The organism is Dolichospermum planctonicum (assembly GCF_005402965.1).
GTDB classification, from domain to species: Bacteria; Cyanobacteriota; Cyanobacteriia; order Cyanobacteriales; family Nostocaceae; genus Dolichospermum; species Dolichospermum planctonicum.
Window position 1 is genome coordinate 117,357 of record NZ_BJCF01000003.1, and the last position, 26,145, is coordinate 143,501.

At 41.5% G+C, this 26,145-nt stretch carries 9 protein-coding genes and 1 pseudogene; 4 read left to right on the forward strand and 6 right to left on the reverse strand.

From position 1 onward, the window contains the following. Window positions 1-171 precede the first annotated feature (171 nt). The 6 genes from rsgA to rpaB form a co-directional block, all read right to left on the reverse strand. Window positions 172-1,239 carry a small ribosomal subunit biogenesis GTPase RsgA gene (gene rsgA, locus FFO06_RS02525; protein ID WP_137906621.1) on the reverse strand — a complete coding sequence of 356 codons (1,068 nt, stop codon included), beginning with the start codon at window positions 1,237-1,239 and terminating at the stop codon, window positions 172-174. Next, window positions 1,236-1,493: a sulfurtransferase TusA family protein gene (locus FFO06_RS02530; RefSeq protein WP_137906622.1), complete on the reverse strand. Its 258-nt coding sequence runs from the start codon at window positions 1,491-1,493 to the stop codon at window positions 1,236-1,238. The genes rsgA and FFO06_RS02530 overlap by 4 nt, the downstream gene beginning before the upstream one ends. Next, a complete protein-coding gene (gene dnaJ / locus FFO06_RS02535; protein ID WP_137906623.1) occupies window positions 1,490-2,623 on the reverse strand; it encodes a molecular chaperone DnaJ in 1,134 nt (377 codons plus the stop codon). Before dnaJ ends, FFO06_RS02530 begins: the two co-directional genes overlap by 4 nt. A gap of 930 nt (window positions 2,624-3,553) precedes the next feature. After that, window positions 3,554-4,222 carry a nucleotide exchange factor GrpE gene (gene grpE, locus FFO06_RS02540; protein WP_137906624.1) on the reverse strand — a complete coding sequence of 223 codons (669 nt, stop codon included), beginning with the start codon at window positions 4,220-4,222 and terminating at the stop codon, window positions 3,554-3,556. Between the two features lie 299 nt (window positions 4,223-4,521). After that, on the reverse strand, window positions 4,522-5,163 hold the full coding sequence (locus FFO06_RS02545; RefSeq protein ID WP_137906625.1) for a cofactor assembly of complex C subunit B: 642 nt from the start codon (window positions 5,161-5,163) through the stop codon (window positions 4,522-4,524). A gap of 754 nt (window positions 5,164-5,917) precedes the next feature. After that, window positions 5,918-6,646, reverse strand: a complete 729-nt coding sequence (gene rpaB, locus FFO06_RS02550; RefSeq protein ID WP_137906626.1) for a response regulator transcription factor RpaB — start codon at window positions 6,644-6,646, stop codon at window positions 5,918-5,920. Window positions 6,647-6,921: 275 nt separating this feature from the next. Between rpaB and radA the strand changes: the two genes are divergently transcribed. The 4 genes and pseudogenes from radA to FFO06_RS02605 all read left to right on the forward strand — a co-directional run bounded on the left by radA (window position 6,922) and on the right by FFO06_RS02605 (window position 25,980). Next, a complete protein-coding gene (radA, locus tag FFO06_RS02555) occupies window positions 6,922-8,448 on the forward strand; it encodes a DNA repair protein RadA (protein WP_137906627.1) in 1,527 nt (508 codons plus the stop codon). 811 nt (window positions 8,449-9,259) lie between these two features. Then, on the forward strand, window positions 9,260-20,809 hold the full coding sequence (locus FFO06_RS21785; protein ID WP_236097051.1) for an ExeM/NucH family extracellular endonuclease: 11,550 nt from the start codon (window positions 9,260-9,262) through the stop codon (window positions 20,807-20,809). Between the two features lie 316 nt (window positions 20,810-21,125). Beyond that, a pseudogene (gene sat, locus FFO06_RS22510) lies at window positions 21,126-21,255 on the forward strand (sulfate adenylyltransferase); the annotation flags it as partial. A 324-nt stretch (window positions 21,256-21,579) separates the two neighbouring features. Then, entirely contained in the window at window positions 21,580-25,980 is a 4,401-nt protein-coding gene (locus FFO06_RS02605; protein ID WP_137906628.1) for an alkaline phosphatase, read from the forward strand. The last annotated feature ends 165 nt before the right edge of the window (window positions 25,981-26,145 follow it).

Sequence of the window (26,145 nt, forward strand, 5' to 3'; positions counted from 1 at the left end):
CAGGATAGTTAGTAAATTCGGTTCATTCAAGCAATACCTTGTCCAAATTAGAAAAAGCCTTGATTTGTAGGTTGGGTTGAAGCATGAAACCCAACATAAGCGTTGGGTTGTGCTGTCGCTTAACCCAACAAAGCAAGAAATGGACTTTAGCCCTGAGAGTGTCAATTAGTATTAATCCTCACTTTCTCGATATAATTCCTGTAAATCTTGTAATTGGGTTTTCCGGGAAACTCGACGATATTTTTTACTTTCTAGTTTTGGTTCGTACTGACTCTGACCTTTACCTTTAGATATTAATTTTAAACTAGATTCAGGGTCAGATTGTTGATTAATCTGGTTTTGATGCGCGATCGCATCATCTAAAAATTCTAAATAATGCTGATATCTTTCCCATTCTCCACTAACAGCACAATCAGGCTCATCTTTATGTATACAATTGCTAAAGCGGCAATGGGCAACAGCCAGACGTTTTCTAGCTTCTGGGAAATAGTGAATTAGTTCTTCAGGACTACAATCTAAATCAGGTTGATTAAAACCGGGGGTATCTGCTAATAAACCACCTTTCGGCATTTCAAATAATTCTACATGACGGGTGGTATGACGACCACGAGCTAATTTACCGGAAACTTCCCCTACCCGCAGGTTAGCGTCGGGAATCAAACTATTAATCAAGCTGGACTTTCCCACACCAGAAGGACCTGCAATCACAGTAATTTTATCCTGCAAATATGTGGCTATTTGATTGATATTAATGTGATTCTGAACGCTAATAAATAAAGGTTGATAGCCCCAAGCCAGGAGACGATCATTAATTTGTTGTTTTTCTAGGGAGGAAATTAAATCACACTTGTTTAAACAAAGTAGTACATCAACACCTGTAGACTCAGCCTTGATTAAAAATCTACTTAATTGTACAGGTTCTAAGGGAGGATCAGCAACTGCAAACACCAGCAGAATTTGATTGACATTAGCGATCGCTGGGCGATTTAATTGACTATGACGGGGTAAAACCTCAGCCACAGCCCCTCGTCCCCCAACCCAATCTGGTTCTTCAACAATAACACGATCTCCCACCATCACCTGTTGACCAATTTTTTTCAGGCGTGTTCTCCGCGTACAGAGAAGAATCAAAGGATCAGGTCTTATTACTGACTCATCCATTTGCACGCGGTAAAAATTCGCCTGTACAGCTAACACCGTACCGAATAACTGTCCAGTAGTAACAATTTCCCTTGTCATTCCCTAGCAACCGGACGACGAATAACCAAGGAAAAATAGCCTGAACAGTCCGTAATTTGTTCTACAAAATAACCAGCCATAGTCAGACTATCAGGAACTTGTTCTATGGGTTCACCTGCATCTAACCAGACTTCCAATAAACCACCAGGGGGCATTTTTTCCAAATACAGTTTTGTCCGCACAAAATTAATGGGACAAGGAGTACCACGTAAATCCAGTTGAGAGTCAGGGGTTAATACAGAAGACCCACTCATGACTTAAACAAGCCTCCTAAGAATCCTTCTAAACCACCTTTACCTGTTCTATCTCCCTTAATTCTAGCCAGTTTTTCCAGGAGTTCCCGTTCCTCTGGGATGATCTTAGTGGGAATATCAATTAACACCGTCAACATTTGATCACCCCGACTCACGGGATTACCCAAACGGGGGACACCACGATTTTCTAATTTCATCACCGTATTTGGTTGAGTTCCTGAGGGAATTACCAACTCCACTGGACCGTCTACCGTATTTACCTCTAAACGACAACCTAAAATTGCTTGTAGGTAGCTAATTTTAATTTCCGAGATAATATTAATTCCATCCCGATGAAATTCTTGATCTTCATTGACAAATAAGTAGACATATAAATCACCAGGTTGTCCACCTCGTTGACCCGCATCTCCTTCTTGGGAAATCCTTAAACGTGTGCCATTGTCTACCCCAGCGGGAACATTGATTTTTAGTTTCTTTGTTACCTGATTGGCGCCTTTACCACCACAAGCATCACATTTATCCTCAACCACCGTTCCTGTCCCATCACAAGTGGGACAAGTTGATACTTGGGTAAAGCTCCCAAACGGAGTTCTTGTGACTCGTCTGACTTGACCTGAACCACTACAAGTTCCACAAGTGCGGGGGCGTGTTCCCGGTTTAGCACCCGAACCATTACAAACTTCACAGGTTTCTAAGTGGGAAATGCGGATTTCCTTTTCTCCACCAAATATCGCTTCCCGAAAGTCTAATTTCAGGTCTAGGCGGAGATCATCACCTCTCACCGGTCCGCTACGCCGTCTTTGTTGAGGTTGTCCACCTGGAGCGCCACCAAAGCCGCTGAAAATGCTTTCAAAAATATCAGCAAAACCACTCATGTCATCTTGAAAACCAGCGCCAGATGCTGCTGCTCCAGAAACGCCAGCTTCACCAAAGCGGTCATAACGAGCGCGAACTTCTGGTTCTGACAGCACTTCATAGGCGCGGTTGATTTCCTTAAATCGTTCCTCTGCCCCAGATTCTTTGTTAACGTCTGGGTGATATTTTCGGGCTAGGCGGCGATAAGCCTGTTTAATCTCTTCTTTGTCGGCGTCACGAGAGACACCCAGGGTTTCATAATAGTCTCGGGCCATATAGCAGGGTTAAAAGTTATAAGGAAGCAAAAGTACCGATAGCGTGGCTTAAGCCGTGGATAGTAGGTAATAGGTCTAAGGTAACACTTTAATTTTTGTTAATAATTAATTTTATTGGTATTTTTTTGCTAAAGTTTGCTCATAAGTACAAAAATCTAGATTTTCAGACTAATACGTACAAATTTAATCAAGGATCATTCTCTGGTTTTGGTCTTTGACTATTTTGTCTATAAGACAATGTTATTGACATACTCACCGACCTGAAGGTGCGGGGAAACACTTGACACTTCACCGGAACACGCCACAAGTGGTCTTATCGTCCCTCCATGTCCGTTTAAAGTCTCCCAATGCCCTATGGCGACTATGACCAAATTTTAACATAAAGCCGTCCTAAAAGCGATGCACTGAGCTGGCCGAAGTGGACGGGGCTTGTATCCCAGATTTTTGGTCAAATTTCTATTTTTAATCGAATCATAGCATTCATTAATTGTTAATTGTTAATTATTGCTGCTAGTTTTGATGAACCTTTTATCATTGTGCTATTCAGGTGTAGAAAAACCCACCTATGGATGATGGGAACTAGCCGTACCATTAGAGGTGGAAAACCCAACCTATACTTTTCTTGGTATTTGTGCTATGTCCGTTCCTCATGGAGTTGAGTGAATGATGCTCTTCTGGTTCACTTCTTCAACCTGAGAGGGTGTTTTCCAAGTCTATCGTGATGTATCAAATGTTTTCAGATATCCCTAAATCCCCTATGATTTGGGGGACTTTGACTCTACTAGCAGGGATGGTCTGGTGTCTAACATCACAATCAAAAACTTTTCCAACAACCTCTTATATAGTTAGCAAAATCCCTTGATAGGGAGGTTTGGTTGACATCTAAACCGTATTCCTACGATTGAAGATGATCCCTAATTGTTATTTTCGTTAGACTGAATCTTCTGGGGAGGAAGATACATCTTCTTTAGGCGCAGCTACTTTCACCATTGCATGACGCAGTACTCTATCACCAAAATAATAGCCGCGAACTAACTCTTCTAACACTGTTCCTTCTGGATGTTCATCCGTGGCTTCTCGCATCACGGCTTCATGCAAATTCGGGTCAAATAGTTGACCTTCAGGACGCATGGGTGCTACACCTAACCGTTTTAGACAATCTACTAATTGTTTATAAACCCCTTGATAACTTTTATGAATTGTCATTTCTCCTTCGCTTTGGGGTTTGAGGTGCGACCTGGCTCTCTCAAAATTATCAACTACAGGCAGCAATTCCGTAATTGTATTTCGCTTCACCTGTAAATCTATTTCTTCTTTTTCCTTACTAGTACGCTTGCGGTAATTCTCAAAATCTGCTGCAATTCGCATATATTGAGTGCTACGTTCTTCTAGTTGTACTTTGAGAGATTCAATTTGCCCAGTTAAATCTGACAAGGCAGCAATATTTATTTCGACAGGCTGTGGCCTATCTTGGTCAATTTCTTCAGTCATGAGAATATCTTGCGGTTGATTAAATTGCTGAAATTGCTCTGGTGTTTGCTCATTCACCTCGTGGCCAGGTTCGTTAGGGTTGATTTCGGACGGAAATTCACTTTTCATACAAATACTTAGTAACTGAGAAACTGCTATGTAAATTCTAGACAAAGCTAGACATTTGCTGCTTACTTGAATGGGAGCTTGGGAGCGGTTATCCCTCAGTAAGCTTACAGGCCAAAGCCTGACGCGATATCACTTTGTTGCTGGAATCCGAAAAAACTATCACTATGATTGCTTTGTTTGCGCGTAAGTAATAGTTTGATTAAACACTTCAGATAATTCACATTGTATATGAATTACCGACTTTTCACCACAAAAAATAGGCCAAGTTTTTCTATATAGGGTTTGCTGAAAAAGTCTAATCATTCATTACCAAGAGTAACAGCTAATTTATCCGCCATTCCCGCAATCCAGTTTTCATCTTGTTTAGTGTAACTGCGGGGAGCATTTGCAGCTAAAATTAAAACTCCTTCTTTACCAATTGGTTGACAAATTACACCTTGTGTGTTCTCTGGTAAATAATCAAATTCAATTTTACCAGGATAGACATACAAAGCAACTAGATAAATTGGCTTTTGTGTTGCCAATACCCTTTTTAAGATTGTTCCTGGTACTACTTCCGATTTAGGAGCTAATATACCGCGACGTAATAAAACCTTACCTTGATAGTAAACTATAAGCGATCGCGTGACTGTATTTGTTAATAATAGCCGCGATGCCCAGGCTAATTCTGTTTTTGCGGTTTCTGATAAATCCCCTGCTAAAAAGAATCCCTCTTCTCCAATTAATTCTACTGTCTCTGGTGTCCTTGGTTGTACCTGTTGCCAAATTAAACCAGTTAAAATTAATATCGCACTTAAAATCACTCCCAGTACATCTCCTCGTGCTTGGGAATCTGTTAGTTGTGGAGTTAATAACCGATTTATTAACAACAGGACAGCACCTAAACCCCCAACTACCAAGGGTAAACGCCGCAAAACTCGATTAGGATCAGATTTAGTCATTACTTATTTATTAGTTATTTATTAGTTATTAACAGATACTTTTACGTTGACATAGATAGCATTTTACATAATCCTTTTTAAACTCTCTTTGTTTGTGTACTTTGAGGTTAGTTTTTCCATTATCACCGGGTGGTTCTTCGTTAACAATAAATCATAATTAAAACTTATGAAAAGACGATATGAGTTTTAATATTGATAACTGATCATAATTGAAGTTTAGATTTTCTTAACAATTAATTGAGAATTATTTTTATTTAGTCACGAGCTTGCAATACTTTCGGCGATTTGCTACAATTTTTGAGAATTTCATAATTGGGTTTATATTGTCAATTTTATCTCCGTCTGGACAGACAATTTCCAAAACCCTTTATTCATAGTTATTTCAGAAATCAATACCGACAAATAATACAAAACTTTACTTTCTTAGCAGCAATATCTGAGAGAAGTTTAGGACAAAATTTTCCAATAAATTATGTAAATTGATCGGCAGAACAAACATACTATTGACAAATAAGTTAAGTTATGGTATGCAGGGGGGGTAGAACTACATTGAGAAATAATAAGTACCTGGGCAAAATTAATTGCACATTTGGGAAAACAATAGAAATCTCTGTATCTCTTGTCTGTCCCCGTGGCGTAGCACCTATCACCTGTCACCTATCACCTGTCAACTATCACCTGTCAAACGTCCCGTGGGGAGTACGGAGTATGAGAAAAAATGAGAAAAAATCATCTCCCCAGCCTCCCACTCTTCCTACTCTTCCCCAGGTTCCAATATGCGTTGGAAAAGATAACCAGTTCCCCTAGCGGTGATAATTAATTCCGGGTTACTAGGGTCATCTTCTAACTTTGCCCGTAAACGGGAAATATGTACATCCACAACGCGAGTATCTACATGACGTTCGGGAGTATATCCCCACACCTCTTGTAGAATTTCCGAACGGGAAAAAGGTTCACCGGAACGACCGACTAACAATTCTAATAAGCTAAATTCCATGCCGGTTAAGCGGATACGCTCATCACCCTTATAAACTTGACGCTTATTAGTATCAATTTTGATATTACTGACATGGATAACACCAGAACTAGGAATACCATTTACACCTATTTTATCTACCCGGCGTAAAACTGAACGAATTCGCGCCTCTAATTCCTTGGGTGAGAATGGCTTGACCACATAATCATCAGCACCTAATTCTAACCCAGTAATGCGGTCTGCCACATCTCCCAAAGCCGTGAGCATAATAATGGGGACATCAGATTCCTTGCGTAATTCTTGACAAACACCATAACCATCGAGTTTTGGCATCATTACATCTAAAACTACCAGGTCCGGTTCAGCCTTGCGAAACATTTCTAAAGCTTCCTCACCATCCCCTGCTGTCACCACATCATAGCCAATCATGGAAAGGCGTGTTTCCAAAATCCGACGAATGCTGGCCTCGTCGTCTACGACCAGGATTTTTTCTTTATGACTTTCCAAGTTTTGTCATGCTCCTTAACTAAAATTTTTCATGATTAATTTTTAATATCATAATATTAGGATATCATTCTCTCAATTGATTGGGAAAAAGCTCTATACAATTTCCTAGTCCACCAAGGTACAGATTTCTCTAGGTTTATCTGCGTTTATCTGCGATGAACTTCCCTATTCTTGTACCTGACTGAGAACAGAAATGCTCTCACTATTTCTATTATTAAATTTCCCATTTTTCCCAGAATTAAGAAATAATTAAGATTTTTAGATAAAATTTCAGTATGGCTAAGGCAAAAACCATTTATATCTGTAGTAATTGTGCAGCAGAATTTTCCCAATGGTTCGGAAAATGTTCAAATTGCGACACTTACGATTCTCTAGTTGAACAGAATATTAGTTCTTTGATTGGAGATATACCTAGTCGGGGTGGTGTGGGAAATTGGCACAATACCCAGGGTAATGCTAGATCATCTAATACTAAACCAGCTAAAGCTAGATCTGCCTTGACTTTTGATCAAATTAGTGATAGACAAATTGCTCGTTGGGAATCGGGTTATGGTGAATTAGATCGAGTTTTAGGCGGTGGTATAGTTCCCGGCTCAATGGTGTTAATTGGAGGTGATCCTGGTATTGGTAAATCTACTTTATTATTACAAGTATCTAATCAATTAGCTTTAAAATATCGCATTCTTTACGTCACTGGAGAAGAATCAGGACAACAGGTTAAATTGCGTGCTTCTCGGTTGGGGATGTCCAAAGCTCCTACTATCGTCACAGAGGATGATGGGGAAACCGTTACAAAGTCCGAAAAACCCATAGATCCTGATAGTATAGGCGCAGATTTATATGTATTGCCAGAAACGGATTTAGAGGAAATTTTGCGAGAAATAGATTCCCTCAAACCGAATGTAGCTGTAATAGATAGTATCCAAACAGTATTTTTACCAGCTTTGACATCAGCACCAGGTTCCGTTACTCAAGTCAGGGAATGTACCGCAGCTTTGATGAAAGTGGCAAAACATGAGGATATTACTATGTTAATTGTCGGTCATGTGACTAAGGAAGGGACGATTGCCGGTCCTAGGGTATTAGAACATTTAGTGGATACCGTATTATACTTTGAAGGCGATCGCTTTGCCTCCCACAGATTATTAAGAACTGTAAAAAATCGTTTCGGAGCAACCCACGAAATTGGTATATTTGAAATGGTGTCTCAAGGATTAAAGGAAGTTGAGAACCCTTCCGAGCTATTTTTAGGCAACCGTGATGATCCCGCTCCTGGTACGGCCATTGTCGTGGCTTGTGAAGGAACAAGACCAATAGTAGTAGAACTACAGGCCTTAGTTAGTCCTACCAGTTACCCATCTCCGCGCAGAGCGGGTACAGGCATAGATTATAATCGCTTAGTCCAAATACTTGCCGTATTGGAAAAACGGGTGGGAGTACCCATGTCCAAATTAGATTCCTACGTTGCCTCTGCGGGGGGATTAAACGTAGAAGAACCAGCAGTAGATTTAGGAATTGCCGTAGCGATCGTTGCCAGTTTTCGTGATAGAATAGTTCACCCTGGTACAGTCTTAATTGGAGAAGTAGGATTAGGGGGACAAGTGCGAACAGTTTCCCAAATGGAACTACGGTTAAAAGAAGCTGCAAAATTGGGATTTAAAAGAGCTATAGTTCCCAAAGGCACAAAATTTCCCGATCTTGGTATAGAGATATTACCAGTATCTAAGGTAATAGATGCAATTATTGCTGCTGTTCCCCATCAAGAATTGACAGTAGAAGATTTAGAACCTGAGGATGAATAGAAATCAGGTGAGACGGGAACTCTTAACAGGTAACAGGTAACTCTTAACAGGTAACTCTTAACAGGTAACTCTTAACAGGTAACTCTTAACAGGTAACTCTTAACAGGTAACTCTTAACAGGTAACTCTTAACAGGTAACAGGTAACAGGTAACAGGTAACAGTTTTAACTGTCTGGATATCCTCAATTTTCCAAATCCAACAAAGAAAAATGCAATTCATTTTGAGACACCATTAGCCAAAACCTGGCACTTTTTTGTGGTAAAAATCCGCGAAACCCTTATTAATAAATGGTTTTAGCTTTATATGGCTAACGCCACGCTACGCTATCAGCAAGCCATAGTTATAGTTATTTGTCTACATTTGTGAAGTGGGAATGTGATGTGATATATTAGTTTTAAATTCAAGAAGGGTAGATTCTTGAGTAGTGGTGAAAGTCCTGATCTGAGACTGGACAAAAGTTGGAATTAACCTTAAACCTGCTCCTGTGTGACAGAAAATCCTTAAAATCAGACAAAATAAAACATTCTCAAGAGTAGCTAATTAAATCAGAACTGAAAAAGGTAAAAGTAGTTGGGAACTCTATCTGATGATAGAAACCAAATATTATCATTATTTTAACTACTTATTAACTATATCTTAATTTATCCATACTATCGTAAGTGTATTAATAATAGGAAAGAAAAATTGTCTAATTTCTAATGGGCAAATTTTCGACATAAATACAACTGAATAAATACAACTGAAAAACTGACAAGAATTCTCAGGTGACATGATCACTTTGGTAACTAGACTATTAAAGGAGATTCTAGTATGGCAGTTTTCGCGGGCGACATTGCTTTTCTTGGGGTAAATTCTACCAATCCTGATCAATTTGCAATTCTTGCATTAAAACCAATTGCTGCTGGTGATACATTCTATGTTACCGATGGTGGTATTACTGGAAATGGGGGAGCCGCATCGAGTTTTTTCCGTCCGAGCGAAGGTTTTCTACAGTATACCGCACCTACGGGGGGAATCGCTGCTGGCAGCGTACTCCTAATCAATGCTGGTGATAGTAGCACCACCCCCCCAACCCCATCATCCGTGGCACGCAATGGTGGAGGTAGTGCTGGTGCGGTGACGCTATTACCTAATCCCAACAATGCGACGAATAACTTTAGCTTTTCTACTAGCGGAGACTCACTCACAGCCTACACTGTTAGCAGTGGTACGCACCTCACTGGTACGCCCAATCTGATTGCGTTTATAGGCTTTGGTGTTTCCCCCTATGGTTCTGGTTCTGCACAATCATCCAGTACACCAACGATTCCTGGCGGTCAAGTTCTTGTTCTCGCCAATTTGGACAATGCTATTTTTACTAATGCCGCAAACGCTTATTTACAGACTATCAGCACTCTGAGTACCGCCAATAACTTTACGGCTAGAGACTCAACGGTTGTTGACTTGACTACACTTTCTTCAGGCAACATTTCACCTCTACCAACTGTTAACCTCTCCGTCAGTTCCAACACAGGAACAGAAACAGGTACAACGGTCATCACTGTCACCGCTACAGCTTCTAGTGCTGTTTCTGGTGATCAAACGGTTAACTTAGCTGTTACCGGAACAGGTATCACTACTGGAGATTATACTCTCAGTAATAGCACTATCACTATTCCCAATGGTGCAACGGTTGGGACTGTCACTTTTACAGTTGTTGATGATGTTTTAGTGGAAGGAACGGAAACCGCGATTTTGAGTATTAGCAGTCTTTCTAGTGGATTGACTTTAGGTAGCGCCACTAGTCAAAATATCGTTATCACGGATAATGATGTGATTGCAAATCCCATGGTTAACCTCTCGGTAAGTGCCAACAGGGGAACGGAAGTAGGGACAACGGTTATCACTGTTACTGCTACAGCTTCTAGTGCTGTTTCTGGTGATGAAACGGTTAACTTAGATGTTACTGGAATAGGTATCACTACTGGAGATTATACCCTTAGTAATAGCATTATCACTATTCTTAATGGTGCGATCGCTGGGACTGTCACTTTTACGGTTGTTGATGATGTTTTAGTGGAAGGAACGGAAACTGGGATTTTAAGTATTGGCAGTGCTTCTAGTGGTCTGACTTTAGGTAGCACTATTAGTCAAAATATCGTTATCACTGATGATGACGTTGCTGTTACTAAAATTAGCGCTATTCAAGGTGGTGGTGCAACGGCGGCGTTGACGGGAATTAAAACTATTGAAGGTATTGTGACTCGCGCTTTCTTTGGTGCTACTAAACTCAATGGCTTTTATGTTCAAGAGGAAGACGCTGATACTGATGGTAATGCTGCTACTTCGGAAGCTATTTTTGTTTATGATCCATCCAGATTATTCACGGGTAATGTCGGTGATCAGGTCAGAATTACGGGAACTGTTGGGGAATTTATTACTACTAGCGGGTCTAATATTAGCAGTTTAACCCAATTATTTAATTTAACGAGTGTTGTTAATCTGGGAGCAGGTACGTTACCGACGGTGGTTAATGTCCAGTTACCTAATGGCAATTTAGAAGGCTATGAGGGAATGTTGGTTAATTTGAGTGCTGGTAGTGGCAGCCTCACGGTGACTGAGTATTATCAATTGGGTCGTTATGGGCAAGTTCTGCTTTCGGCTATGGGTTCTAGTAATCAGCCGGGTACGGATGCTAGGTTAGATCAATATACTCAATTCAATGCTCCCAGTGTTAGCGGTTATGCTACTTATTTGGCGGATATTGCTGCTCGCAAGATCTATCTTGATGATGGTAGTGCTGTTCAAAACCCAGACCCGATTATTTTTGGTCGTGGTGGTAATCCTTTAAGTGCGATTAATACTCTGCGCGGTGGTGATACTGTTGCTAGTATCACGGGTATTTTGGACCAGCGTTATGAGGGGTATCGCATCCAAACTACAGATGGGGTTAATTTTACTCCGGGTGGAGGTTTGGGTGGAGGTTTGGGTGGAGGTTTGGGTGGAGGTTTGGGTGGAGGTTTGGGTGGAGGTTTGGGTGGAGGTTTGGGTGGAGGTTTGGGTGGAGGTTTGGGCGAACGGCCGTTCGCCCCTACGGTTGGTGGTACTTTGAGGGTGGCTAGTTTTAATGTTCTTAATTATTTCAATGATTTGGATACGAACGTTAATATCAATACTAATGGATTGAGTTTTGAGCCTCGTGGTGCTAATACTGCTACTGAGTTAACTCGTCAATTGAATAAGATTGTCCAAGCCATTATTACTTCTGGTGCTGATGTTTTGGGTTTGATGGAATTGGAAAACAATGGCTATGGTGCTAATAGTGCTATTCAAGGTTTAATCACTGGACTCAATGGGGTTGCTGGTGCGGGTAGTTACAGTTTTATTAGTTCTAGTACAAGATTGGGGACTGATGCTATTACTGTGGGTTTGATTTACAAGTCTAGTCAGGTTACTCCTTATGGTGCTGCTGCTACTTTACCCGATAGCTTTGGTACTGGTGCTTTTGATTTGGTGGGACGTAAACCTTTAGCGCAGACTTTCCAACAAAACTCTAATGGTGAATTATTTACTGCTGTTGTTAATCACTTTAAGTCTAAAGGTTCTAGTTCTGGTGGTGTTGGTGATGCTGATGCTGGTGATGGTCAAGGTTTATCTAATGGTACTCGCACCCGTCAGTCCCAGGATTTAGCGGCATGGTTGGCTACTAAGCCTACTGGGGTTGATGATGGTGATTATCTGTTGTTGGGTGATTTCAATGCTTATGCTCAAGAAGACCCTCTGACTACATTAGCGATCGCTGGATATAATAATCTTCTGCCTAACACTTCCTATTCTTATGTTTTTGATGGCCAGTTAGGTTCTCTTGATCATGCTTTAGCTACTAGTAGTCTAGCTGCACAGGTATCTGGTGTGGAAATATGGCACATTAATGCTGATGAGCCTAGCGTGTTAGACTATAATATTGAATTTAAGTCTGTAGGTCAAGTTACTAGCTTGTACAGTCCTGACCAATTCCGCTCTTCTGATCATGACCCGGTAATTGTGGGATTAAATCTTAATTCTGCTCCTACTAATATCACTTTAACTGCTACTAGCATTAATGAGAATGTACCTGCCAATAGCGTTGTAGGTACTCTTGCAACTATTGATTTTAACAATGGTGATACTTTTACCTATAGTTTGGGCGAACAAGGGTTCGCTTCTACGGGTGTAAATGACAATGCAGCTTTCACAATTAACAGCAATCAATTGCTCATTAACACTTCACTAGATTTTGAAGCCCAGTCTAGTTATAGCATTGTTGTCCGTTCCACAGATCAAAGTGGATTTTACACTGATAAATTGTTCACAATTAACGTTAATAATATGAACGACTCCGCCACTATTAATGGCAACAGTACCCTGAGCATTACTGAAGGAACTAATATTAATGCCGGTAAACTAACCGCCTCCGGTACGTTAACGGTTGTAGATCAAGATGCTGGTGAAAATAAATTTGCTACTACTGTCGTTTCTGCTAATGGCAATTTGGGTAGTTTGACAATTACAGAAGCGGGAGTATTTAGCTATAGTGTTAATAATAGTGCGGTGCAGTATTTAAATGCTGGTCAAAGCAAAGTTGATACTTTTACCGTCACATCTTTAGATGGTACGGCCAGCCGAAATATCAGCATTACCATTAATGGTATCAACTTAGCTACAACTGTGGATTTGTCTACTTATGTCCGGGTGGGACGATACGATTTACCTGAACCTACTCGCACTACTGCACCCACTAATAGCTTATTAGCTCAGGAAGTCTCTGCTGTGACTTATAACTGGGATACAGATACGCTGTTTGTTGTTGGAGATGGCAGTACATCAATTGTACAGGTATCAAAAACAGGGCAGTTAATCAATTCCATGACCCTAGCTCCCGGTAATAGTCCCCAAGGTACAGACTTTTATGATGTTGAAGGGCTTACTTATATTGGTAATGGCAAGTTTGTCTTAATTGAAGAACGAGACAGACAGGCCAATTTGTTTACCTATACCCCTGGAAGCACTCTGACTAAAGCCAATGCCCAAACTGTTAAGCTGGGGACAACTATTGACAACATCGGTATAGAAGGGATTTCTTGGGACCCCCAAAGTGGTGGATTTATTGGGGTGAAGGAGAAACAACCGGCAGGTATTTTCCAAACTACTATTGATTTTGCTGCGGGGACGGCTAGTAATGGTTCTCCCACTACGGTTAATTCGATAAACCTTTTTGATCCGGTGTTGGCCAATCTTTTAGATTTTGCTGATGTTTATGCTTTGTCTAATTTATCGTCTTTGAATGGACAACCGGATTATAGCCGCTTATTAGTTTTGAGCCAAGAGTCTGGCAAGGTTGTCAGCGTTGACCGCTCTGGTAATATTTCCAGTTCATTAAAAATTACTGCTGATTCTGGTAATCCAGTTTCGGTTGTTGACCAAGGCCATGAGGGATTAACTATGGATAAGAATGGTTATCTCTATGTGGTGAGCGAAAATGGTGGTGGTGGTATTAATTATCCTCAACTTTGGGTTTATGCACCTTCAACTGTTCCTAATCAAGCCCCGACTGGTTTGGTTCTGGATAATAGGGTGATAGCGATCGCTGAAAACACTAGTACCACTGCTGCTGTTAAAGTAGCTGATATTACTGTTACTGATGATGGATTAGGAATAAATACTCTGAGTTTGAGTGGAGCAGATGCTAGTTTCTTTGAAGTTAATGACACTGCATTGTACATGAAAGCTGGTACTACTTTAGATTATGAAACTAAAACCAGTTACAGTGTTACTGTTAATGTAGACGATGCCACTCTTGGTAACAATCCCGATGCAACTGCCAATTTTACATTGGCTGTTACTGATATCGTCAATGAGATTCCTACTCTACCGGCTCTGATTATCTCGGAAGTATCACCCTGGAGCAGTAGTAATAGTGTCTATACTGCTGATTGGTTTGAGGTGACAAATATTGGTACTAGCACTGTAGATATTACTGGTTGGAAGATGGATGATAATTCCAATTCTTTCGTTAGTTCTGTAGCTCTGAATGGTGTTACTAGTATTGCTCCTGGGCAGTCGGTGATTTTCTTAGAAACTGCTACACCTGACACTACTATCCCGGCATTTAAAACCGCTTGGTTTGGTACTAATGTTCCCAGTGGTTTAACTATTGGTAGTTATACAGGTGGTGGCGTAGGACTAAGTACCGGAGGCGATGCTGTGAATCTGTTTAATGCCAATGGTACGAGAATCACAGGTGTTAGTTTTGGTGGGTCTACCACTTATACAACCTTCGACAATGCTGCTGACTTGGGTAGTACCACCCTACCTCTGCCAACAGTGTCAAATATAAGCGCTGTCGGAGTTAGGGGAGGGTTTTTATCCCTTAATAACGCGCTGAATGTTACATCTAAAGAAATTGGTTCACCAGGAAGGATTAACAACATGAATAATCTCGCAAGTATTAGTGGTAACGGCAATGTCACTATTAAGGAAGGAACTAATGTTAATGCTGGTAAGTTAACTGCTTCGGGTATGTTAACGGTTACAGATGAAGATGCTGGTCAAAATAAGTTTGCCACTACTGTTGTTTCTGCTAATGGTAATTTAGGTAGTTTGACGATTACGGAAACTGGAGCGTTTAGCTATAGCGTTGATAATAGTGCTGTACAGTATTTAGGTGCAGGTCAAAGCAAAATAGACTCTTTTACTGTTACTTCTTTTGATGGTACAGCTACTCAAAATATAGCGATCGCTATTAACGGAGTTACGGCTGGATTTACAGGGGTAGCTGCTGGAGATGCTACGGCTAATAGTGCTATACTCTGGACTCGTACTTTTGACGCTGCTAATACAAGCACCCAACCTGGTATTACCCAAAATGTGACTCTGCAATTGTCTACTGATGCTAATTTTACTACTATAGTCAGGTCAATTAGTGGAGTAACCCGGGATGCGAACCGTGACTATACTCTGAAAATAGATGCTACGGGTTTACAGAGTGGGACAAAATATTATTACCGCTTCCAAACAACTGCTGGGGAATTGAGTCAAGTAGGGACGTTTAGAACTGCTTATGATGCTACAACCCAAGCACCTGTGAAATTTGCTTTTAGTGGAGATGCGGACGGTCTGATGCGACCTTACATTTCTACCCAAAATTTCCCTAATTTGAATTTAGACTTTTTCATGTTTTTGGGGGACACAATTTATGGAGCGGCAAGTGCTGGATCTCCGGCAGCAACTACTAATATTGTTGGTAATCCTGGTCAAGCTTTGGCTGATTACCAACGTAAATATTTAGAAAATCTCCGGTCTGTCAATAGTGGCGGTTTTTCTGGTTTAAAAGGTCTGTATAGTTCTCAAGGCAATTACACTGCGCTAGATAACCATGAATTAGGGAACAGACAATTAATCAATGGTGGCGCACCGGGGGCTTTAGCTGCTGTATCTGGTAATGGTTCTAGTAATACGGTAGATGATGTCAATACAACAGGTGTATTTATTAACCAAAATCCTGGTTTTAAAGCTCTGATTCAAGCATACTCTGATTACCAACCGATTAGAGAGCGTGTGATTTCTGCTCCTACTGATCCTCGCACTAATGGTACACAACAGCTTTATTTAGCTCAACAATGGGGTAAGAATGTTATTCATATCAATACAGACACTCGCAGTTACCGTGATGTGCGGTTAAAGACTGCTACTGGTGCTGATGATACGGGTTCTCGTGCTGATAATAGCGATCGCACAATGCTAGGAGATACTCAACTGGCTTGGTTGAAGCAAACTTTGTTAGACGCGCAAAATAATGGCACGATTTGGAAGTTTGTCAGTGTATCTAGTCCTATAGATCAAATTGGTGCTATTGGTTCTGGTTTGGATAGTGGTAAGTCATGGATTGGTGGTTATCGGGCTGAACGTAATGAGTTGCTCAAGTTTATTGCTGACAATGGCATCAAAAACGTGGTGTTTTTGTCTGCTGATGACCACCAAAATCGTATCAATGAAATAACTTACACTGATAATGGTGTGGTTAAGGTTTTACCCAATGCTTTATCAATTGTAGGCGGACCGCTAGGGGCTACTGGACCTGATACTATTACTAACCATAGTTTTGCTAATATCCAGTCTTTAGCGAATAATCTTGCTAACAGTCAGATAGCAGCAGGGGTCAATCCAGTGGGTTTAGATGCTAATTTCCCTGGCTTAAGAAATGTGTGGCGTGAGAATGACACCAATCCTTCACGAATCGAACCTGTTGATTTCTATTCTCCCAACACTTTCAATTACACTGTTTTTGATGTTTCTGCTGATGGTAAAACGTTGAATGTGAATGTGCAAGGGGTTAATTCTTATGCTGTAAACACATTCCCAGAACCATCTGCTGCTAATCCAGTCCGTTCAATTCTCAGTTTTAGTATTGATGCTGCTGTTCCTGTGTTTAACTTTAGTACCGTCAACTACACGGTTGCAGAGGGTGGTACTTCTGGTTTTTCTAATGCCACAGTGCGAGTAACCCGTGAAGGAGATGTATCTGGTACAAATTCGGTGCAATTGCAATTGAGTGGTGGTACTGCCAAAGGTAGTGCTGCTGCTCCGACGGTGGACATAAGCCAAGGACTGAGCAGTTCTGCTACTTCTTATATTATCCCGACTACACCAGGCTCTGGTGTTAGTTTGAGATCTATCCTCACGGTTGGGGATTCGGTTAACAACAAACCTGATGGCACACCCTATAGAATGGTTGGTATTCCCGATGGTTTGGGGGCTTTTGATAATGGTGATGGGACTTTCACTTTGTTGATGAACCATGAAATAGGCGGTACGTCTGGAATTGTCCGCGCCCATGGCGGTACTGGTGCATTTGTTTCCAAATGGGTAATCAATAAATCGGATTTATCGGTGGTCAATGGTAGCGATTTAACCCAGACGGTATATGTATGGAATGGTACTAACTTTGCTCAAAGCACCACTACAGTATTTAGTCGTTTCTGCGCTGGGGATTTAGCAGCGGTTTCTGCTTTCTACAATAGTGCTACGGGACTCGGTAGTACGGCACGTATTTATTTGAATGGCGAGGAAAGCGGAGCCGAAGGTCGTGCTTTTGCTCATATTGCTACTGGTACAAGTGCTGGTACAACTTATGAATTGCCTTATTTAGGTAAATTCAGTTGGGAAAATACTGTTGCTAGTCCGACTCTTAGTAATAAGACGGTAGTAGCTGGACTAGATGACTCTGGGGGTGGTCAAGTTTACTTCTACGTTGGCGATAAAACCAACACAGGAACGGAGATTGACAAAGCGGGATTAAACAACGGTAAGCTGTATGGAATTGCTGTTACTGGATTAGCAAGCGAAACTAATACAACTAACTTAGCGTTGGGAAGCAGATTTACATTGGCGGACTTAGGCAAGGTTCAAAATACAACAGGGGCAGCACTGGAAACCGGGAGTGTAGCGGCTGGGGTTACGGCTTTCTTACGTCCTGAAGATGGACATTGGGATCCATCTAACCTGAGAGATTTCTACTTTGTCACTACTAATTCATTTAGTAGTCCTAGTCGCTTGTGGAGACTGCGCTTTGATGATCCAACTAATCCAGAGTTAGGCGGTACTATTGAGGCGGTTCTGGATGGTACTGAAGGACAGAGGATGTTGGATAATATGACCATAGACAAGTATGGTAACATCCTGCTTCAGGAGGATGTGGGGAACAATGCCCATATTGGCAAAATTTGGCAGTATAACATTGCCACCGACACCTTGAAATTAATAGCGCAACATGACCCAAATCGCTTTCTTTCTGGTGGTTCTAACTTTTTGACTCAAGATGAGGAATCATCGGGGATTATTGATGCTCAAGATATTCTTGGACCTGGTTGGTTTTTGCTTGATACTCAGGCACACTACAGTATTACTGGGGAATTGGTACAGGGTGGACAATTACAGGCACTTTTTAATCCTGACACTTACAAAGCTTACCAAACGGACTATATCAACAGTGCCATTACTGTTACTTTTGCACCGGGTGAAAGTTATAAGGATGTACAGATTCCGATTGCGGGCGATAATGTGATTGAGTTTAGCGAAACTGTCAATCTGAGTTTGGTAAACTCCAGTGGTGGCACATCTGTAGGTACACAGCAACCCACAGCAGTCCTGACTATTGCTGATTTTAACCAAGCGCCGACTAATTTAATTCTCAGCACTAGTACAGTTGCGGAAAATCAAACGGATGGTGTAATTGGTAATCTAACTAGCACGGACTTAAATACAGGTGACACTTTTACTTATAGCTTAGTTACAGGGGATGGTGACACTGACAATAGTTTATTTGCCATTGTTGATAATCAACTTATAGCTAATACTGTATTTGATTTTGAAGCCCAAACAAGTTACAGCATTAGAGTCAAAACTGAGGACCAAGGTGGGTTATCTTTTGAGAAGGCTTTAACTATTAATGTTAATGACGTTAATGAAGGACCGACGGATTTGTTTTATGATAATACTACTGACACTACTGCAATTGATGAAGGCCAACCCAGTGGTACAGTGGTTGGTAATCTCATTAGTACAGACCCAGATACAGGTGACACTTTTACCTATAGCTTAGTTGCAGGGGATGGTGATATTGATAACAGTGCTTTCACTATTAGTGGAAATCAACTGCAAATTAACGCTTCTCCAGATTTTGAAGCTCAATCCAGTTACAGCATCCGGGTGAGAACTAGCGATAATGATGGTTTGACTTTTGAGAAGGTTTTGACTATCAACGTTAATGACCTCAACGAAATCATTGGTAATGCTGGTAACAATAATCTTGTGGGGACTGCAAATAACGATTACATTGATGGCAAAGCTGGTAACGATACTCTCAACGGTGGTGCTGGAGTAGATATCCTGGTTGGTGGTACAGGAAATGATATTTACATAATTGATACAAACACTGACACCATCATTGAATATCTGAATGAAGGTACGGATTTAGTCCAATCATCTGTTAGTTACGGTCTGGGTAACAATGTAGAAAGAGTTACTCTTACTGGCGGCGGTAATATCAATGCTACTGGTAATAGTTTAAGTAACAACCTCACAGGTAATAGTGGGAATAACATCCTGGATGGTGGTGCTGGTAATGATACTTTGATTGGTGGTTTAGGAGATGACACTTATGTTGTTGACAGCATAGGTGATGTAGTAACGGAATTAGCTAATCAAGGTACGGATTTAGTCCAATCATTTGTTATTTACACTCTGAGTGCCAATGTGGAAAACCTGACTCTCACGGGAACAAATAACATTAACGGTATTGGTAACAGTCTGGATAACACTATTACAGGTAACAGCGGTAATAATATCCTCAATGGTGGTACTGGTAAGGACACTCTTGTTGGTGCGGTGGGCAATGATACTTACATTGTTGACAACGTACTTGATGTAGTTACGGAAGCGTTGAATGAAGGTGCGGACCTGGTCCAATCATCTGTTACTTATTCTCTGAGTGCCAATATGGAAAACCTGACTCTCACCGGCACGGCTAACATTAACGGTACTGGCAACGGCTTGGATAATACTATTACAGGTAACAGTGGTAATAATATCCTCAATGGTGGAATTGGTGCAGATGCTCTGATTGGTGGTGCGGGTAATGATAGTTTGGTTGGTGGTGCGGGTGATGATACTTATTTGTTTTCTATTACCACAACTAGCTTAGGTGTTGACTCCATTACGGAAGCAGTTGATGGTGGTCAAGATACTATTGACTTCACTGGTACAACCGCAGCAATCCGCTTAAATCTAGGCGTTACTACTACTCAAACTCTGGTTGCTAATGGTTCAAAACTGACATTGAATGCTGCGAATGCTATGGAAAATGTGATTGCTGGTGCTGGAGCAGATAGAATTATCGGCAATGACTTAGATAACCGCTTGGTTGGTGGTGCTGGTAATGATGTTCTGGTTGGTGGTGCTGGTAATGATGTTTTGACTGGTGGGGCTGGTAATGACGTTTTGACTGGTGGTGCTGGTAATGATGTCTTTAGCTTGGTGGGGAATGCTGCGTTTACTGTAGCTAGTCAAGGTGTAGATACTATCCAAGATTTTGGTGTCGGTAGTGACCAAATATTGTTGAGTAAGTCTGTATTCGCTTCTTTGACTAGTGTGGTAAATGAGTTGGCTGTGGTTGAAGATGATGATTTGGCAGGTACTAGTAATGGGCTGATTGTCTATAGCTTTAGCAGTGGTAGTCTTTACTATAACCAAAATGGTGCGGCTGCGGGCTTTGGTGCTGGTGGTGAGTTTGCTATTCTCGCTACTGTTCCTACTCTGACTGCTAGTAATTTCTCTCTTGTTTGATGAGTAATTGGTTTACTTAATCAGTGCTTTCTGAGGTGGGGATGATTTTTAGGTGGCGATTTTTAGGTTGTGCGATCGCGCTATCATCTCCCACTTTTTTTTGTTTGATGCTGAAAAACTGCTAAAATTTTTTTTAACGGTAGAAGCAGAAGACTTTAGCTAACAACTGGCAACTAAAAATTAGAATTTCACAAGAATTTGATAAATTAATACATAATTTGCAACAATTAGGGAAACATTAGTTTGAGTTATGATCCAGAAGCAAATGCCCGACGGTGGAGAGTTAATTAATTGAGTTGTTTCGGCAGCATAAGGAGAAATATTTCTGGCTAAAGCTGACTTTTTACTCTGTGTGGAAGTTGATGAGGGAGTGGTTTGGAGATTTAGAAATGATTGCTGTTGGTGGTTTTAGTCTGTTGACTGGTTTTATGAATGAAGTAGATTACAAGATTTATTTGAACTTTTGCTTTATGGTGTTATGTTTTTCTGTGATTCCCGACTGGCATCACGGATGATTGTACTACTTTCTATAGAGTTTAATCTGTGGGATTTTCTTAAAATAACTTACTGTTTTTATGATTGCTGCTACTGTACTAGTGAGTTGTGCAAGGTGCTGGAAATTTATTATATAGATAAATACTTATGATCAAAATCAAGAAATTTAGGAAATAGATAAATTGTTCTTAACTTGTTGTGGTGGCTGTTTTTAACATACGTATGATTATCTAAGTGTTACTTGCAAAAACTAAATTAAGCGATTAAGAGGTTTTATGACAACAGGTAATCATGTTATTTTCATGCACCCAGATGGAACTAGTCCATCTCATTATGCTTTTGCAAGATTTGTAGATAAGGGTCCTGATGGACGGTTGAATTGGGACAAGATGTCTAATGCTGGTGTGTATCTGGGTCATATGGAAGACCAGTTGGGCGGCACATCTAATGCTGGTGCTGTGACTCACGCTACGGGTGTTAAGGTTTATGCGGAGTCTTTTGGTTATGAATTAGGGAATTTAGCGATTACATCTCTTTCTGGAACTACCAAAACTATTGTTGAAGAAGCTAGAGATGCAGGTAAGGTTACTGCTTTAGTTCAATCTGGGGCGATTTATGAGCCTGGTACTGCTGCTTTTGTTGCTAAGACTCAGCAAATTACTAACGCTAATGGAAGTATCACTGTACCTCGCGCTCAAGCTGCGGAAATTGCCAGACAGGTAATTAACTCAGGTGTTGACTTTATCATGGGTGGTGGTGAACTGAATCTTTTGCCGGTTGGTACAAATGGTTTTCACGGTACTGCGGCTCAACTCGATGCTTTAAGCACTAATTCTTTAATACGCCCTACGGAAAACTTGATTGAACTGGCAAAGAGTAAAGGTTATACGGTTGTTTACAATGAGGACCAACTCAATGCTTTGCTGGCTTTGCCTGTAGCTCCAACTAAAGTGTTGGGTGTATTTGCACCTGTTCATACTTTTAATGATCGGACTGAGGAGGTTTTAGCAGCGAACAATTTACCACTATATGTGGCTACGGCACCGACTATTGCTGAGATGCTGAGTGTAACCCAGAAGTTGATGGAAAAACACCCTAATTTCCAGAATGGTTCTATTGCTATTGTGGAGGAGGAAGGTACGGACAATTTCGGGAATAATAACAATGCTGCTGGGACTTTAGAGGGATTGCGCCGTACGGATGCGGCTATTGGTGTGGCAATGGACTTTATTAATAAGTATCCCAATACTTTGATGGTGACTGCTGCTGATAGTGATGCTGGTGGTTTACAAGTAGTTGATCCTCGTATTCCTGGAACAAGTTTAGGTAATATTAATAATAATCCGACTACGACTGCTCGCAATGTACCTTTAGACGGTCAAACGGGAGCTAATACTTTACCTTTTGTCGCTGCGACTGATGCTGATGGTGATGTGTTTGGGTTTGGTGTTGCTTGGGCGGGTACACCGGATTTTAGTGGTTCAATTGTTTCTAAAGCTCATGGTCTTAATGCAGATAAATTACCTGCTACTTTAGACAATACTAAGATTTATGAGTTGATGTACGAGACTCTGTTTAATGTTGAATTGGTATCTCGGAATCCTGACCCCACACCTGCTCCCAAGGCTACCAAGTTAACTGGGAATGTGATTTTTATCCATCCAGATGGTACTAGTCCTTCTCATTACATGACAACCCGTAATGTTGATTTAGGTCCTGATGGTAGGCTCAACTGGGATAAGATGTCAAATGCTGGTGTCTATTTAGGACACATGGAAAACCAGTTAACTGGTACTTCCAATGCCGGGGCTGTCACTCATGCTAATGGTGTGAAGGTGTTCAATGAGTCTTTTGGCTTGAATGAAGACCAATCTATGATTACTCCTGCTTCTGGTAAAGTTGGCTACACAATTTTGGAAGAGGCGATCGCTGCTGGTAAAGCAACTGCTCTTATTCAATCGGGTCATATTGGTGAGCCTGGAACGGCCGCTTTTGCTGCTGCCACTACTAATCGTGTTGGCAATAACATCCGCGCCCGTGAGAAGACGGCTGAAATTGCTGAACAGGTAATTCGCTCTGGCACTCAAGTCATCATGGCGGGGGGTGAGGTTTATCTACTACCTAAGGGTACTACTGGCTTCCACGTTACTGCCGAAATTGATGCTGCTTTTGCTGATGCTGAAGATCGCCCCACTACTAACCTGATTGATTTAGCAAAGTCTTTGGGTTATAGTGTGGTTTACACGGAAGAGCAAATGAATACTGCTGTGGCAAGTGCGACTGCTTCTACGAAGTTACTGGGAGTTTTTGCTGCTAACCACACTTTTAATGATCGCACTGAAGAAGCACTAGGACTCAATAGTGCCAATCCTCAGCCTTTATATTTAGCTACTGCGCCCACGGTGGCAGAGATGCTGGATGCGTCTTTAAAAATCCTCAGTCAAGACTCTGATGGTTTCTTTGTGGTAGTGGAGGAGGAAGGTAGCGACAACTTTGCGAATAACAATAATGCAGTTGGCACTATTGAAGCTGTTCGCCGGGCTGATGCAGCGATCGGTGTAGCCATGGATTACGTCAACACTCAAGACCCTAATACTTTGGTGATTACAGCTGCAGATAGCGATGCTGGCGGATTGCAAGTATTCCAATTCGAGCCTTACACCCGTCCCGCTGGCAACTTTACCCCCAACAACCCCGCACTGGCAAATACTGAGCCTAGTGCGCCATTTATTCGTGTTAACCCCACTACAACTAATACGAATCAGGCAGTTTTGGATGGTGTTAACGGCAGCACAGGTACAGCAGAAGCACCTTGGAAACCCTTTGCAGCTAAAAGCAGCATAGATGGAGCGATGGGTAACTTCGGTGTAGCTTGGGTCGGTACTCCTGATTTCCCCGGTAGCATTGTTGCCAAAGCCTATGGGATGAATGCCGAAAAGTTGCCTAGCACCTTGGACAATACCGTAATCTATGACCTCATGTACCAAACCATGTTTGGTGTCTACAATCTAATCAATGGTACAAGTGGTAACAATAGTCTCACAGCCACTACTAACCCAGATCGAATTTTGGGTAATGGAGGTAATGATACTATCACTTCAACTATTGCTAACGCCGGACAAAATGACCTTTTCGATGGTGGCATAGGCACAGATACCTTAGTAATATCTGGAGGAACAGCGTCAACCGCTTTAACATTGAATGTTGCCAATATTGCCAATACTAGCAATCAATTAAGCGGTATTTCTGGACTGGTAGTTCAAAACTTTGAGAGCTTCGATTTTGCTACCTTCTTGGGAACTCTCAACGCTACTGGTAGCACAGGCAATGACACTATTACTGCTGGTGCTGGTAACGATACCCTTGATGGTGGTGCAGGAACAAATACTCTACGAGGTGGTTTTGGTAATGATACTTATATCATTAGTACCTTAACTAATACCATTACTGAAGCTGCTAATGCGGGAATAGATACTGTTCGATCATCTGTAACTTACACGCTGGCAACCAATGTAGAAAACCTAGTTCTTACAGGAACTACCGACCTGAATGGAACTGGTAATACCCTCAATAACACCCTGACTGGCAACAGTGGTAATAACACCCTCAATGGTGGTACTGGAGCAGATGCCCTGATTGGTGGTGCAGGTAACGACACTTATATTGTTGACAACGCAGGTGATGTGATTACGGAAGCAAATGGTGAAGGTAGAGATTTAGTACAATCATCTGTTACTTACACTCTGAGCGAAAATGTAGAAAACCTGACCCTGACTGGAAATACAGCCATTAACGGCACTGGAAACGGACTAGATAACACCATCACAGGTAACAGTGGTGATAACACCCTTGATGGTGGTACAGGAAATGATACCCTGATTGGTGGTGCCGGTAACGACACTTTGCTGGGTGGTACAGGAAATGATACTCTGATTGGTGGTGCCGGTAACGACAGTTTGGTTGGTGGTACAGGAAATGATACTTATTTGTTCTCCATTACCACAACTAGCCTCGGTGCTGACACCATTACAGAAGCAGTAGTAGGTGGTCAAGATACCATTGACTTCACTGGTACAACCGCAGCAATCCGCCTAAATCTAGGCGTTACCACTACTCAAACCCTGGTTGCTAATGGTTCAAAACTGACATTAACTGCCGCCAATGCCATGGAAAATGTGATTGCTGGCATTGGAGCAGATAGAATTATCGGCAATGGCTTAAATAACCGCTTGGTTGGTGGTGCTGGTAATGATGCTCTAGTTGGTGGTGCTGGTAATGATACTCTGGTTGGTGGCGCTGGTAATGACATTCTGACTGGTGGTGCTGGTAATGATGTCTTCGGCTTTGAAGGCAATGTTGCGTTCACTGTAGCTAGTCAAGGTCTAGATACTATCCAAGACTTTGGTATCGGTAGTGACCAAATATCGTTGAGTAAGTCTGTATTCGCTTCTGTTACCAGTGTTGTCGGTCAAGGATTCAGCGTAGCAAGCGAGTTTGCTGTGGTTGAAGATGATGTTTTGGCGGGTACTAGTAACGGGCTGATTGTTTATAGCTCTAGCAGTGGTAGTCTTTACTACAACCAAAATGGCGCGGCTGCGGGCTTTGGTACTGGTGGTGAGTTTGCTATTCTCGCTACTGTTCCCACTCTGACTGCTAGTAATTTCTCTCTTGTTTAATGAGTAATTGGTTCACTTAATCAGTGACTCTGAGGTGGGGGATGATAGTGCGATCGCGCTATCATCCCCCACTTTTTTTGTTTGACACTGAAAAACTGCTAAAATCTTTTTTAGCAGTAAAAGCAGAAGACTCTAGCTAACAACTGGCAACCAAAAATTAGAATT